This window comes from Enterobacter sp. 4974935 (assembly GCF_058661735.1).
The window spans coordinates 154,682-169,232 of sequence record NZ_JBZWGT010000003.1; the positions used below are offsets into that span (position 1 = coordinate 154,682).

The 14,551-nt window shown below is 56.6% G+C and carries 15 protein-coding genes; 12 read left to right on the forward strand and 3 right to left on the reverse strand.

Translation table 11 applies throughout. The annotated features are described in order from the left end of the window. Window positions 1-11: 11 nt before the first annotated feature. On the reverse strand, window positions 12-2,564 hold the full coding sequence (mrcA, locus tag AC4OVS_RS01805; RefSeq protein ID WP_048966608.1) for a peptidoglycan glycosyltransferase/peptidoglycan DD-transpeptidase MrcA: 2,553 nt from the start codon (window positions 2,562-2,564) through the stop codon (window positions 12-14). 120 nt (window positions 2,565-2,684) lie between these two features. On the opposite strand from mrcA, the gene AC4OVS_RS01810 reads away from it, so the two are divergent. The 12 genes from AC4OVS_RS01810 (at window position 2,685) to trpS (ending at window position 12,645) form a co-directional block, all read left to right on the forward strand. Next, a complete protein-coding gene (locus AC4OVS_RS01810) occupies window positions 2,685-3,458 on the forward strand; it encodes a DNA utilization protein HofM (protein WP_491922147.1) in 774 nt (257 codons plus the stop codon). Beyond that, window positions 3,458-3,952 carry a PilN domain-containing protein gene (locus tag AC4OVS_RS01815; RefSeq protein ID WP_023307110.1) on the forward strand — a complete coding sequence of 165 codons (495 nt, stop codon included), beginning with the start codon at window positions 3,458-3,460 and terminating at the stop codon, window positions 3,950-3,952. Before AC4OVS_RS01810 ends, AC4OVS_RS01815 begins: the two co-directional genes overlap by 1 nt. Window positions 3,953-3,955: 3 nt before the next feature. Then, window positions 3,956-4,408, forward strand: a complete 453-nt coding sequence (locus tag AC4OVS_RS01820) for a HofO family protein (protein ID WP_022649624.1) — start codon at window positions 3,956-3,958, stop codon at window positions 4,406-4,408. Continuing rightward, window positions 4,398-4,802, forward strand: a complete 405-nt coding sequence (locus AC4OVS_RS01825) for a HofP DNA utilization family protein (RefSeq protein WP_032621951.1) — start codon at window positions 4,398-4,400, stop codon at window positions 4,800-4,802. Before AC4OVS_RS01820 ends, AC4OVS_RS01825 begins: the two co-directional genes overlap by 11 nt. Further along, window positions 4,714-5,952 carry a DNA uptake porin HofQ gene (hofQ, locus tag AC4OVS_RS01830; RefSeq protein WP_058677383.1) on the forward strand — a complete coding sequence of 413 codons (1,239 nt, stop codon included), beginning with the start codon at window positions 4,714-4,716 and terminating at the stop codon, window positions 5,950-5,952. Before AC4OVS_RS01825 ends, hofQ begins: the two co-directional genes overlap by 89 nt. Window positions 5,953-6,238: 286 nt before the next feature. Further along, a complete protein-coding gene (gene aroK, locus AC4OVS_RS01835; RefSeq protein ID WP_003861630.1) occupies window positions 6,239-6,760 on the forward strand; it encodes a shikimate kinase AroK in 522 nt (173 codons plus the stop codon). A gap of 57 nt (window positions 6,761-6,817) precedes the next feature. After that, window positions 6,818-7,906: a 3-dehydroquinate synthase gene (gene aroB / locus AC4OVS_RS01840; RefSeq protein WP_022649622.1), complete on the forward strand. Its 1,089-nt coding sequence runs from the start codon at window positions 6,818-6,820 to the stop codon at window positions 7,904-7,906. Between the two features lie 92 nt (window positions 7,907-7,998). Continuing rightward, window positions 7,999-9,297, forward strand: a complete 1,299-nt coding sequence (damX, locus tag AC4OVS_RS01845; protein WP_022649621.1) for a cell division protein DamX — start codon at window positions 7,999-8,001, stop codon at window positions 9,295-9,297. 67 nt (window positions 9,298-9,364) lie between these two features. Continuing rightward, window positions 9,365-10,177, forward strand: a complete 813-nt coding sequence (gene dam / locus AC4OVS_RS01850; RefSeq protein WP_022649620.1) for an adenine-specific DNA-methyltransferase — start codon at window positions 9,365-9,367, stop codon at window positions 10,175-10,177. Window positions 10,178-10,216: 39 nt separating this feature from the next. Next, window positions 10,217-10,894 carry a ribulose-phosphate 3-epimerase gene (gene rpe / locus AC4OVS_RS01855; protein ID WP_491922148.1) on the forward strand — a complete coding sequence of 226 codons (678 nt, stop codon included), beginning with the start codon at window positions 10,217-10,219 and terminating at the stop codon, window positions 10,892-10,894. Then, a complete protein-coding gene (gene gph, locus AC4OVS_RS01860) occupies window positions 10,887-11,648 on the forward strand; it encodes a phosphoglycolate phosphatase (protein WP_017384158.1) in 762 nt (253 codons plus the stop codon). Before rpe ends, gph begins: the two co-directional genes overlap by 8 nt. Beyond that, on the forward strand, window positions 11,641-12,645 hold the full coding sequence (gene trpS / locus AC4OVS_RS01865; RefSeq protein WP_023298773.1) for a tryptophan--tRNA ligase: 1,005 nt from the start codon (window positions 11,641-11,643) through the stop codon (window positions 12,643-12,645). The genes gph and trpS overlap by 8 nt, the downstream gene beginning before the upstream one ends. A 137-nt stretch (window positions 12,646-12,782) precedes the next feature. On the opposite strand, the gene AC4OVS_RS01870 is transcribed toward trpS, so the two are convergent. Together AC4OVS_RS01870 and cysG are read right to left on the reverse strand one after the other, a co-directional pair. Further along, window positions 12,783-12,953 (reverse strand): YhfL family protein, encoded by a 171-nt coding sequence (locus tag AC4OVS_RS01870; RefSeq protein WP_003861638.1) that lies wholly within the window; start codon window positions 12,951-12,953, stop codon window positions 12,783-12,785. Between the two features lie 146 nt (window positions 12,954-13,099). Beyond that, window positions 13,100-14,473, reverse strand: coding sequence for a siroheme synthase CysG (gene cysG, locus AC4OVS_RS01875; RefSeq protein WP_023298772.1), 1,374 nt, complete (start codon window positions 14,471-14,473; stop codon window positions 13,100-13,102). Window positions 14,474-14,551 lie beyond the last annotated feature (78 nt).

A 14,551-nucleotide genomic window follows, 5' to 3' on the forward strand; every position in this document is an offset into this window, starting at 1 on the left:
TTTTGTTGGCGTCAGAACAGTTCGTGCGTTTCGCCGTTATCAATGATTTCGGTACCCACCTCATGCACCGCCTGCGTGGTTGGCTGCGTACCCTCGATGAAATACTCGGCACGGCTGTTGCCGCCATTCGCGAGCTGTCCGGTGCTGCGGTCAATATTGATCGTGACAATGCCCGGCGGAGGCGTTAGCGGCTGCTCCGGCACGCCCTCGAGAGCGGCCTTCATGTAAGCATCCCAGGCCGGTTGCGCACTCTTAGCCCCACCCTCGTAACCGGAAATCTGATCTTTAATCGCGCCAGAAGCGGTTGTGCGCCCCAGAGTGCGGCGGTGATCGTCAAAACCAATCCAGACCGAGGTGACAACGCCCGGGCCATAACCTGAGAACCAGGCATCTTTTGAGCTGTTTGTTGTGCCTGTTTTGCCGCCGATGTCGCGGCGCTGCAAATCGCGGCCCGCTCGCCAGCCGGTGCCTTGCCAGCCCGGTTCGCCAAAGATGTTGGTGTTCAGCGCGCTCTTAATCAGGAACGACAGCGGCGTGCTGATCACGTGCGGAGCATACTCCTGCGCGCCACTCTGGGCGACCAGCGCCTGATTGGCCTGTTCCAGCTGAGGCTGCGGCACCGCCAGATTCTGACGTTCCTGAGAGATGGCAACATCTTCCATGTCCTTGTTTTCAAGGACATTGGATTTTGGCGTGTCGCCGTAAATCACCGGAATATCGCATTCAGGGCAGGCAATTTTCGGCTTCGCTTCAAACAGTACGCCGCCCTGATCGTTCTCGATTTTGCTGATGAAATACGGATCGACCAGGAAGCCGCCGTTTGCCATAACCGAGTAGCCACGCGCGACCTGGAGCGGTGTGAAGGACGCGGAGCCGAGCGCCAAAGATTCGGTATGAACGATGTTTTGCGCCGGGAAGCCGAAGCGTTGCAGATACTCTGCCGCATAATCAACGCCCATCGCACGCATCGCGCGAACCATGACCACGTTCTTCGACTGGCCAAGGCCCTGACGTAGACGGATAGGGCCAGCGTATTGCGCCGGAGAGTTCTTCGGCTGCCAGTCAGAGCCCGCACCGGCATCCCATCGGGAAATTGGCACGTCGTTGAGAATGCTGGCGAGCGTTAGCCCCTTGTCCATCGCCGCGGTATACAGGAACGGTTTGATGTTCGAACCGACCTGACGCAGCGCCTGGGTTGCACGGTTAAATTTGCTCTGGTTGAAATCGAACCCGCCAACCAGCGCCATCACGGCACCGTTCTGCGGATTGATGGAGACCAGGGCAGAGTTGACGTCCGGCACCTGTGCCAGCCACCAGGCATCGCCTACCTGACGCACCCAGATTTGTTGTCCGGTTTGTACCACATCCGTCACTTTACGTGGAGTAGGCCCCTGAAGGGTGTCAGAACGGTACGGACGCGCCCAGCGGATACCCTCCATACGCAGCGAAACGGATGTACCATCGGCCATCATCGCCACCGCTTCCTGCGGATCGGCCTGGGTGACCACCGCCGGACGCAGCGGGCCATAGGTCGGCAACGCTTTCAGGGAATCAGTAATTTTTTTGCTGTCCCATGCGCCTTCGCCCACTCTCCACAGCACGTTGGACGGGCCGCGATAGCCGTGACGCATATCGTAATCCATCACGTTATTACGCACCGCCTGCTGGGCAGCCTGCTGCACCTTGCGGGTCACGGTGGTATAAACGCGATAGCCGTCTTCATATGCTTTGTCGCCGTAGCGGCGCACCATCTCCTGGCGAACCATTTCCGTCAGATACGGCGATGAGAAAGCAATTTCCGGTGCATGGTAATTGGCATCAATCACATCGCTGCGTGCCCGATCGTACTCATCCTGGCTGATGTAGCCTTCGCTCAACATACGCGATAGCACAACGTTACGGCGCGCGGTGGCGCGGTCCAGCGAATAGAGCGGGTTAAACGTTGATGGCGCTTTTGGCAGGCCGGCAATGGTCGCCATTTCGCTCAGCGTGAGCTGATCGATCGACTTACCGAAATAGACCTGAGCCGCAGCCCCTACGCCATAGGCGCGGTAGCCCAGATAGATCTTGTTGAGGTAAAGCTCAAGGATCTCGTCTTTGCTCAGCAGTTGCTCAATGCGGATCGCGAGGAACACTTCTTTGATCTTACGTATCAGCGTCTTTTCCGGGCTGAGGAAGAAGTTACGCGCCAGCTGCTGGGTAATGGTACTTGCCCCCTGAGAGGCATGACCGGAGAACAGCGCCACGCTTGCCGCACGGAAAATACCGACCGGATCGACACCGTGGTGCTCGTAAAAACGGCTGTCCTCGGTGGCGATAAAAGCCTTCACCATCACGGGTGGAATTTGATTTAAGGTCAGTGGGATACGACGTTTCTCGCCGTATTGCGCCATCAGTTCACCATCGGCGCTAAAGACCTGCATAGGGATCTGAAGCCGCACATCACGAAGTGTGGCGACATCAGGGAGTTGCGGCTCGACATATTTGTACAAACCAATAATCGAGCCTGCTCCCAGCAGAATGCAACAGACTGCAAGGATCAATAAATACTTTACGAACTTCACCGGAGATTTCCCATTTGGTTTAGCCTGGGCAGTTTCTAAACAATCGCGCGGTAGTATAAAGGCAAGCCTGATTCATTGATATAGCCGTCACTCCGACGGGCGATAAGGAGATCGTGAAGTATGGCTTTTAAAACGTGGCAAACAGGCGTTCATATTCAACAGGATAAGGTGATTGCCGTGGCGCTGACCAGAGAGCGGGCCGGCTGGCGTTTACGGCGCTGGTGGGCGGTGCCGCTGTCGGACGGGGTTATCGGTGAAGGCAAAATACTTAAGCCAGAACAACTGGTTAACGCATTACGTGGCTGGCGGAAAACATTGCCGCACTCGCATCGGGTATTTCTCTCATTTCCGGCAACGCGCGTTCTGCAACGCGCGTTGCCCCGTCCATCCGTTACCTTGCGTGACAGCGAACAGCTCACCTGGGTAGGCGCCGCATTAGCGCGTGAGCTGGAGATGCCTCCCGATACGCTCTGCTTTGACTACGCGCAGGATACGTTCAGCAACACTTTTCAGGTTACCGCCGCGCAAAACAGAGAGGTCGATACCCTGTTGTCGCTGGCGAAAGCGCTGCGTTTGCGCCTGGCCGCAATCGTCCCGGATGCCGGCGCACTGGCTAATCTTCTCTCTGCTGTTGCCCCCGTCCGGTGCGTAGCCTGGAGGGATAAACACCAGTGGCTGTGGGCGATGCGTCACCAGTGGGGGCGGCGCTACACCACAGAAGCGGCGACGGTGAATGAGCTGGCGGCGTTGCTTGCACTTTCTTCTTCTGATATCGCCGTGTTTGATGCTGCCCGCGATCCGTGGGAAGCGGTGACGCTGTGTCAGCCGCCGTTGCCAGAATGTGGTGCTGATTACACCGTCGCCCTGGCGCTGGCCATGAGCGAGGCGCCGTAATGAGCATGCCCAATCTTTTACCCTGGCGTCGGCAGCAACGTAATCAGCGCCTGCGTTTTTGGGGGCTGCTGTTTACCGCCTCATTGTTGGTGATGCTGGCGGGAGGCGTCAGCCTTCGGGCGACGCAGACTCTCGCGTCACAGGCGTTGCAGAGCGATCTGGCGGGAACGCGTGCGGTGCAGAAGGTATTGAAAGCCCGTCAGCCGCAGTCTGCGGGGCTGGAACCCCTTTCGCAGCCGCCTGAGACGGTGGCATGGCAACCCGCGCTTGAATCCCTTGCCAGTGCAATGCCCCGGCAGGCGTGGCTGACGGCGCTGCGTTATCAGCCACCCTCGCTGATCCTGACGGGCTATACCACCTCACTCCCGACGCTCTCCGCCATGACCGATGCGCTGAAAAGGGTGACGGGGTTTAACCCCGGACCGGCAGGCGAATTGCAACAGGATAGCCAGGGGCGATGGATGTTCTCTTTTCAACTGCATAGCCGGAGGTAGCCAGTGGGCATCTGGTATCAACGCTGGACAGATGCACGTCCTTCCCGGCGCGTCCTTTGCTGGTTGATCGCGTCGGGGATCGTTGCGTTTGCGATTTGGGGAGCGCTGCTCAGACCCGCTGCTCTGTGCTACGCCGATATTCAGGTGCAGGCCAGCAGTGCGAAGCGAATCAACGCCTCGCTGTGGCCGAAGGCCGGGCGGCGACCTGTGGTTACGCAAGTGAAGCCGGTGCAGCCCTTTTCTCCGCTGGCATTTCAGCGTGAGGACGCAAGGCTGGTGTACTGGAAACCGCAGCAGAGTGGGGGAGAGCTGGCGCTGGATGCCTTGTGGGGCGCAGTTCCGGCGCTCTTTTCCCGGCTGGCGCTTGAGAACGTGCGGGTGAGCGCGTTTTCCATCACCCCACAGGGAAAACAGCTACGCCTTAGCCTGCAACTGGAGATAGGTCATGCGCAGTAAAACCCGTTTGCTGATCCTGCTTTCTCCGCTTTTCCTGACCGGGATGCGGGATCCCTTCTCCGTGCCGGAAGAGCGTTGCGCAGCAGGGCAACTCAGCCAGTGGCGGTATCAGGGAGTCGTCAGCGGCAGCAGGGATATCGGCCTTATGCAGGACGGTCAGAACCGCTGGCACCGGGTAAAAACGCAGATGCGGTTACCGCCAGGCTGGCGGGTGAGTGCGATAGATACACAACAACTGACCGTTGATGTCGGCGAGATGTGCGAGCCGAAGCGATGGACATGGCAGCGAGAAGGAACGAAAAAAAGTGAAGATATGGATAGGGCTGTTACTGGCGGCACTCAGCCAGCCCCTGTGGGCCGCGACGCCAAAACCGGTCACCCTGCTGGTGGATGATGTCCCGGTGGTGCAGGTATTACAGGCGATGGTAGCGCAGGAGGATCGCAATCTGGTGGTGTCGCCGGATGTCAGCGGTTCGCTTTCGCTGAATCTAACGCGGGTGCCCTGGAGGCAGGCGCTTCAGACGGTAGTGAACAGTGCCGGGCTGGTATTGCGGGAAGAGGGCGGCATTTTTTATGTGCATACGGCGGCCTGGCAGCGGGAGCAACAGACGCGTAAAGCGCAGGAGCGGGCCCAGCGTCTGCTCGACGCTCCGCTGCTCTCTCACAGCATTCCGTTTGCTTATGCGGATGCGGCCGAATTGCAAAAAGCGGCGGAAAAGCTCTTAAGCCCGAAAGGCAGTCTCGCCGTCGACAAGCGCACCAACCGTCTCCTGGTCAGGGATAACAAGTCGGTGGTGGATATGCTCCAGCGCTGGGCAGCGCAGATGGATCTGCCCGTCGAGCAGGTAGAACTGGCGGCGCAGATTGTGACCATCAGTGAAAAAAGCCTGCGTGAACTGGGGGTGAAATGGAACCTCGCTGACGCAACGGAGGCCGGTAAGGTGGGTCAGGTCACGACGTTGGGCGCTGACCTGTCGGTGGCCAGTGCAACCACACACGTTGGGTTTAATATCGGGCGCATCAACGGCAGGATGCTGGATCTTGAGTTGTCGGCGCTTGAGCAAAAGCAGCAGGTGGATATCATCGCCAGCCCGCGGCTACTGGCGTCGCACATGCAGCCGGCCAGCATCAAGCAGGGCAGCGAAATCCCGTATCAGGTTTCCAGCGGCGAAAGCGGGGCGACCTCCGTTGAGTTTAAAGAGGCGGTATTAGGCATGGAGGTCACGCCGGTGGTGCTCCCGGGCGGCCGCGTTCGTCTGAAGCTGCATATCAGTGAAAATATGCCTGGCCAGGTGCTGCAACAGGCGGACGGCGAAACGCTGGCGATTGATAAGCAGGAGATCGAAACGCAGGTAGAGGTAAAAAGTGGGGAAACGCTCGCGCTGGGCGGGATCTTTTCGCAAAAGAATAAAACCGGACGCGACAGCGTGCCCGTGCTGGGCAACATTCCGTGGCTGGGTCAGTTGTTCCGCCATGACGGAAAAGATAACGAACGGCGCGAGTTAGTGGTGTTTATCACGCCACGTCTGGTCAGTATTCATTAATGGGTAACGATCCCCGCAATGATTTTGCATTCAGTTTGTTGCAGATGTTTGACGTGGGGCATGAATTAGCATACAAGGAGTACCGATTTGAGTTGGACTTACGTCTTATTTCCTTATGCGCCGGGAACGGTGATTTAATCAGTTGCCAAACAAGCCGGAGTATTGAGATAATTTTTCGTCTGACTCTCGCTCTATTGCAAATGAGGTTTCAGTTCATGTCCTGCTACGCCGGGTGTCTGCGCAGCGGGGATTACCATTAACGAATAGTCTTAGTAGTACCGAAAAAATGGCAGAGAAACGCAATATCTTTCTGGTTGGGCCTATGGGTGCCGGCAAAAGCACTATTGGGCGTCAGTTAGCTCAACAACTCAATATGGAATTTTACGATTCTGATCAAGAGATTGAGAAACGAACCGGAGCGGATGTGGGCTGGGTCTTCGACGTAGAAGGCGAAGAAGGTTTCCGTGACCGAGAAGAAAAAGTGATCAACGAACTCACGGAAAAACAGGGCATTGTGCTGGCAACAGGCGGCGGCTCTGTAAAATCTCGCGAAACCCGCAACCGTCTCTCCGCCCGTGGCGTAGTGGTCTATCTTGAGACGACCATCGAAAAACAGCTGGCACGCACGCAGCGTGATAAAAAGCGCCCGTTGTTGCAGGTTGAAACACCGCCACGTGAAGTTCTGGAAGCTTTGGCCGATGAACGCAATCCTCTGTACGAAGAGATTGCTGATGTGACCATTCGTACTGACGATCAAAGCGCTAAAGTGGTTGCAAACCAGATTATTCATATGCTGGAAAGCAACTGATTCTGGCTTTATATACACTCGCCTGCGGGTAAAAGCATTTAAGGTGGATGTCGCGTCATGGAGAGGATTACAGTTACTCTCGGGGAACGTAGTTACCCTATCACCATCGCGGCTGGTTTGTTTAACGATCCAGCTTCCTTCTTACCACTGAAAGCGGGTGATCAGGCGATGCTGGTCACCAACGAGACGCTGGCTCCGCTTTATCTCGACCGTGTACGCCACCTGCTTGAGCAGGCGGGCGTGAAGGTCGACAGTGTGATTCTGCCCGATGGCGAGCAGTACAAAAGCCTGACGGTACTGGATACCGTCTTTACCGCACTTCTGCAAAAACCGCACGGTCGTGATACAACACTGCTTGCCCTGGGCGGCGGCGTTGTGGGCGATCTGACCGGTTTTGCAGCCGCCAGCTACCAGCGCGGTGTGCGCTTTATTCAAATTCCAACCACGTTGCTCTCACAGGTCGATTCTTCTGTGGGCGGTAAAACGGCGGTTAACCATCCGCTCGGCAAAAACATGATTGGCGCGTTCTACCAGCCTGCATCGGTGGTGGTGGATCTCGACTGTCTGCAAACCTTGCCAGCGCGCGAACTGGCGTCCGGCCTTGCAGAAGTGATCAAATACGGCATTATTCTTGACGGTGAGTTCTTCACCTGGCTGGAAGAGAATATGGATGCGCTGCTGCGCCTCGATGGGCAGGCAATGGCCTACTGTATTCGCCGGTGCTGTGAGCTGAAAGCAGAAGTCGTTGCCGCAGATGAGCGTGAAACCGGCTTACGTGCTTTACTGAATCTGGGGCATACGTTTGGTCATGCGATCGAAGCCGAAATGGGCTACGGTAACTGGCTTCACGGTGAAGCTGTCGCTGCCGGAATGGTCATGGCGGCCCGTGCCTCTGAACGTCTGGGGCAGTTCAGACCGGAAGAGACAGCACGTATCATCACGTTGCTTAAACGTGCTGGCTTGCCGGTGAGTGGTCCGCAGGAAATGTCTGCGCAAGCGTACCTTCCCCACATGATGCGCGATAAAAAAGTATTGGCAGGTGAGATGCGTCTGGTACTCCCGCTTGCAATAGGGAAAAGTGAAGTGCGCGGCGGAGTGCCGCACGAAGTCGTACTTGGCGCTATTGCTGATTGTCAGCAGGCGTAACAACTAGAAAGGTCAGGCTGCTGTAACAGGTGGTCGTTTTAGCTTCAGGTAAATGCAGAGTCGTTGGCAGAAGCCTTTGAGTGGGGTGTTAAATGGATGAATTCAAACCAGAAGACGAGCTGAAACCCGATCCCAGCGATCGTCGTACTGGTCGTTCTCGTCAATCTTCAGAACGTGATAACGAGCCGCAGATCAACTTTGACGATGTCGATCTGGATGCAGACGATCGTCGCCCTTCGCGTAGCCGTAACGCGCGAAATGAGCGTGAAGACGAGGAGTATGAATCCGAAGAAGAGTTAATGGATGAACAGCCTGTTGAACGTCGTCCGCGCAAACGTAAAAAAGCGGTAGCGGCAAAACCGGCCTCCCGTCAGTACATCATGATGGGCCTTGGCGTTCTGGTTCTGGTATTGCTGATTGTCGGCATTGGTTCCGCGCTAAAAGCACCTTCTACCCATTCTACCGAGCAGACAGCGTCTGCCGAGAAGAGCATCGACCTGTCTGGTAACGATGCGAGCAACCAGGCGAATGGCGCTCAGCCAGCGCCGGGCACCACTTCCGCAGAGCAGACCGCAGGTAACACCAGCGCCGGTCAGGATATCTCTCTGCCGCCCGTCTCTGCGACCCCAACTCAGGGCCAGGCGCCTGTTACGCCGGAGGGCCAGCAGCGTGTTGAAGTTCAGGGCGATCTGAATAACGCGCTGACGCAGCCGCAGAATCAGGAGCAGGTTAACGCTGCCGTGGTGAACTCCACGCTGCCTACTGAACCTGCCACCGTTGCGCCAGTTCATGGCAGCAATGCCCAGCAGCAAACGGCGGCAACGGAAACCAAACCGCGCCATACCCAGACTGCGCCGCGTCAGGAGCGTAAGCAGGCTGTGATTGAGCCGAAGCGTGAGACGAAACCGCAGACCGTGGCAAAAGCGCCAGAAACGAAAGCGCCAGCGCAGACAAAACCTGCGGTGAGCCAACCGGTTAAAGCGCCAACGCCTGCGGCAACCGCTGCACCTAAAGCAACGGCGACCACAACCGCGCCTGCTGCAACTGCGGCACCGGCTGCTACGCCAACCGCTAGCGCATCCAGCACCGCGGCAGGTAAAACGACGGGTAACGTGGGTTCTCTGAAATCCGCATCATCCAGCAACTACACGTTGCAGCTGAGCAGTTCGTCTAACTACGACAACCTCAACGCCTGGGCGAAGAAATCGAATCTGAAAAACTATGTGGTTTATCAGACGACCCGTAACGGACAGCCTTGGTACGTTCTGGTAAGCGGAGTTTATGCCTCAAAAGATGAAGCAAAACGAGCCGTCTCCACGCTGCCTGCCGATGTGCAGGCGAAAAACCCGTGGGCGAAGCCAATTCATCAGGTGCAGGCCGATCTGAAGTAATGTTTAAAGCGCAGGATGCTGTCGGAGCTTTCTCCACAGCCGGAGAAGGTGTAATCAGTTAGTCAGCATGAAAAAAAATCGCGCTTTTCTTAAATGGGCAGGGGGGAAATACCCCCTGCTCGACGATATTAAAAAGCACCTGCCGAAAGGCGAGTGTCTTATCGAGCCCTTCGTGGGTGCTGGATCGGTATTCCTGAATACCGATTTTTCTCGTTATATCCTGGCGGATATCAACAGCGACCTTATCAGCCTCTATAACATCGTCAAACTGCGTACCGATGAGTATGTGGAAGAGGCGCGGAAGCTGTTTACGCCAGAGAACAACAACCCGGACATTTACTATCAGTTCCGCGCTGAGTTTAATCAGAGCCAGGACCCGTTCCGTCGCGCGCTGTTGTTTCTTTATCTCAACCGCCATGGCTACAACGGTCTGTGCCGGTATAATCTGCGTGGCGAGTTTAACGTGCCGTTTGGCCGCTATAAGCGTCCCTATTTCCCGCAGGACGAGCTGTATCACTTTGCTGAAAAAGCGCAGAATGCCGAGTTCTACTGTCTCTCCTATGAAGAGTGCATGGAGCTGGCGGGCGTAAACTCGGTGGTCTACTGCGACCCGCCTTACGCGCCGCTGTCTGCCACGGCAAATTTCACCGCCTACCACACCAACAGCTTCAGCCCGGCCGAGCAGGCGCGTCTGGCTGAGATGGCGGAAAAGCTGGTCAGCAAAAGAATTCCGGTGTTAATTTCGAATCACGACACGCCTGATACGCGCGAATGGTACAAAGCCGCGAAGCATTTTCAGGTAAAAGTGCGGCGTAGCATTAGTAGCAATGGCGGCACACGTAAAAAGGTGGACGAACTTCTGGCGCTTTATCGACCCTGAGCCTTTGCCCGCCGGTAAACACATTTCAAGGAGATGCGGATGAAACAGTTTTTGATTGCCCCCTCAATTCTGTCGGCCGATTTTGCCCGCCTGGGTGAAGACACTGCCAAAGCTCTCGCGGCTGGCGCAGATGTCGTCCATTTCGACGTTATGGATAACCACTACGTTCCCAACCTGACCATCGGTCCGATGGTGCTTAAAGCGCTGCGTAACTACGGGATCACCGCGCCCATTGACGTGCATCTGATGGTGAAACCGGTTGATCGCATCGTGCCTGATTTCGCCGCGGCGGGTGCCAGCATCATCACTTTCCACCCGGAAGCCTCCGAACACGTTGACCGCACGCTACAGCTGATCAAAGAGAACGGCTGTAAGGCGGGGCTGGTCTTTAACCCGGCGACCCCGCTGAGCTATCTCGACTACGTGATGGACAAGCTGGACGTGATCCTGCTGATGTCCGTCAACCCGGGCTTTGGCGGCCAGTTGTTTATTCCTCAGACGCTCGACAAGTTGCGTGAAGTGCGCCGCCGCATTGATGAGTCTGGCTATGATATTCGTCTGGAAGTGGACGGCGGCGTGAAGGTCAATAACATCGGTGAGATTGCGGCGGCAGGGGCGGATATGTTCGTCGCAGGCTCCGCCATCTTCGATCAACCGGATTACAAAAAAGTCATTGATGAAATGCGCCGTGAACTGGCGAAGGTAAGTCATGGATAAATTGCAGGCTATTCGGGGTGTAGCATTTGACCTCGACGGCACGCTGGTCGACAGCGCGCCTGGATTAACCCGCGCCGTCGATCAGGCGCTGTATGCCCTTGAACTCCCCGTTGCCGGCGAAGAGCGCGTCGTGACGTGGATTGGTAACGGTGCAGACGTGCTGATGGAGCGCGCGCTGACCTGGGCTCGTCAGGAACGTGCCTCTCAGCGTTCTGCGCAAGGGAAACCGAGTGTTGACCACGCGGATATTCCCCAGGATGAGCAGCAGCGTATTCTGCGCAAACTGTTCGACCGTTTCTACGAAGAGACCGTCGAAGAGGGCAGCTTCCTGTTCCCGGATGTCGCTGAAACGCTGAGCGCGCTACATGCGAAAGGCATCCCGCTGGGGCTGGTGACCAACAAGCCAACACCGTTCGTTGCGCCTCTGCTGGAAGCGCTGGATATCGCGAAATACTTCTCCGTAATTGTGGGCGGCGATGACGTGCAGAATAAAAAGCCGCATCCGGAACCGCTATTGCTGGTGGCAGGAAAATTATCCTTAGCGCCTGCGGAGCTGCTCTTTGTCGGGGATTCCCGCAATGATATTCTGGCTGCCAGAGCGGCAGGTTGCCCGTCTGTTGGGTTGACCTACGGCTACAACTACGGTGAAGCCATTACGCTGAGTGAGCCGGACGTTGTGTTCGACCACTTCAAAGATTTGTTGCCCGCACTCGGGCTCTCGCACAGTGAACATCAGGAATTGAATAATGACTAAGCCCATCGTTTTTAGTGGCGCACAGCCTTCAGGTGAACTGACCATTGGTAACTACATGGGTGCGTTACGTCAGTGGGTGAGCATGCAGGATGACTACCACTGCATTTACTGCATCGTGGATTTGCATGCTATCACCGCGCGTCAGGATCCCGAGAAGCTGCGCAAGGCGACGCTCGATACGCTGGCGCTGTACCTGGCGTGCGGTATCGATCCAGAGAAGAGCACCATTTTCGTTCAGTCTCACGTGCCAGAGCACGCGCAGCTGGGCTGGGCGCTGAACTGCTACACCTATTTCGGCGAGCTGAGCCGCATGACCCAGTTCAAGGATAAATCTGCGCGCTACTCTGAAAACATCAACGCCGGTCTGTTTGATTATCCGGTGCTGATGGCGGCAGATATTCTGCTGTACCAGACCAACCAGGTACCAGTGGGTGAAGACCAGAAGCAGCACCTGGAGCTGAGCCGCGATATCGCCCAGCGCTTCAATGCGCTTTACGGCGACGTGTTCAAAGTGCCTGAGCCGTTTATTCCGAAATCCGGCGCGCGCGTGATGTCGCTGCTGGAGCCGACCAAAAAGATGTCCAAGTCTGACGATAACCGCAACAACGTTATCGGCCTGCTGGAAGATCCGAAATCGGTGGTGAAAAAGCTCAAGCGTGCGGTGACCGACTCCGACGAGCCGCCAGTGGTGCGCTACGACGTGCAGAACAAAGCGGGCGTATCCAACCTGCTGGACATTCTCTCCGGTGTGACCGGACAGAGCATCCCTGAGCTGGAAAAACACTTTGAAGGCAAAATGTACGGCCACCTGAAAGGCGAAGTGGCAGACGCCGTTTCCGGCATGCTGACCGAGTTGCAGGAGCGCTATCACCGTTACCGTAACGACGAAGCTTTCCTGCAAAAAGTGATGAAAGAGGGCGCGGAAAAAGCCAGCGCGCGCGCCTCCGAAACCCTGAAAGCGGTGTACGAGGCGATTGGGTTTGTGGCGAAACCTTAAGCCGCTTTGCCGGGTGGCGCTTACGCTTACCCGGCCTACGGGACCGTGTAGGTCGGGTAAGGCGGAGCCGCCACCCGACAAAACTGACGAAACAAAAAAACCGGGAAATCCCCGGTTTTTTTACGCCTGAAAAACGCTTACTGCTGTGCCGCCGGGCCGCAACCGCCGATGATCTTCGAAATGGAGATTGCCGGATGCAGCAGGTAATCGTAGCTGCAATTATTTTTAGTATTTTGAACGTGACCGGTGCAGGCCGTCAGAGTTGTTAACAGGCCGACCAGAACGGCAGCTTTTGCCAGTTTGAACATACGCATTCCTTGTCAATAAAATCAAAAAATTGGATGTAACACGAGGGAATAAATGGAAAAGTTCCATTACGCGGGCGGTATGTTATCGACTGAGGTAAGAAGGGAGTAGTCCGCTTCAAGACTACTCCCGGGAGAGAGATTGTGCGTTAGTGGCTGGAGAACCAGTTCAGTTTTTCACGCAGTGCTACCACGCGGCCCACCACGATCAGCGCCGGGCTTTCAACCTGCTGCGCCAGCTCGCCCAGCTGCGTCAGTACGCCATCGACCACGCGCTGCGTAATGGCGGTACCGTTTTCTACCAGCGCGACCGGCATATCTGCTTCCATGCCGTGCTCCAGCAGTTTCGCCTGAATCGTGGCTGCCTGATTTAGCCCCATATAGAAGACCAACGTCTGCTTTTCAGCGGCCAGATTATGCCAGTCCAGTTCGCTGCCGGTTTTCAGGTGGCCCGTCACCAGGCGCACGCTCTGGGCATAGTCGCGATGGGTTAACGGAATGCCGGAATAGGCAGAACAGCCGGATGCCGCCGTAATGCCCGGCACCACGGAGAACGGAATGCCCGCGTTGCAGAGAGTTTCCAGCTCCTCGCCGCCGCGACCAAAGATAAACGGATCGCCCCCTTTCAAACGCACCACGCGCTTACCTTTTTGCGCTTCCCGGAGCAGGATCTGGTTGATCTCCTCCTGCGGTACGCAGTGATAACCTGCCCGTTTGCCGACGAATACGCGGTCAGCATCGCGGCGCACCAGATTCATGATGTCATCAGAGACCAGACGGTCATATACCACGATGTCCGCCTGCTGGATCTGCTGGAGACCCTTCAGCGTCAGCAAGCCCGCATCGCCGGGACCCGCGCCCACCAGTACCACTTCACCGCGATGATCCAGCGGTTCAGAGAGGAGTTGCTCGGTCGTCTCTTCAACCGCTTTGGTGTCCTGATTGGCCAACGACTGCGCCAGCCTGTCGTTGACAAAGAACTTCTCCCAGAAGCGACGGCGTTCGCCCACGGTTGCGAAGGTTTGCTTCACGCGGGAACGCAGCTGCCCGGCGTAATGGGCAATCTGACCAAGGTGTTGAGGCAGCACGGCTTCCAGTTTTTCCCGCAGCAGACGGGCAAGAACGGGCGAGCGGCCACCGGACGACACCGCAATCATCAGCGGCGAGCGGTCGATAATGGATGGCATGATAAAGCTCGCCTCTTTCGGCGCATCCACCACGTTACAGAAGATGCGGCGCGCTTCGCAGGCGTCGCTGACGCGCTGGTTAACGTCATCGTTATCCGTTGCGGCGATGGTCAGCCAGCAAGTATCCAGCAGGGATTCATCAAATTCGCCCTGCACCTGCGTGAGCATCCCTTCCTGCGCCCAGACGTCAAACTGTGGGGCGAAGGTGAGGGCGTTAACGGTCAGTCGGGCGCCCGCCTCTAACAGCAGGCGCGCCTTGCGTTCAGCCACATCGCCGCCGCCCACGAGCAGGCAGTCGCGGTTGCGTAATTGACAAAAAATCGGCAGGTGATCCACGACGTTACCTCACAGCATTCATGGCGGGGGAAGAATTGACGTCAGGATAACAGCAGGAATCGTACAGAACATACGGTT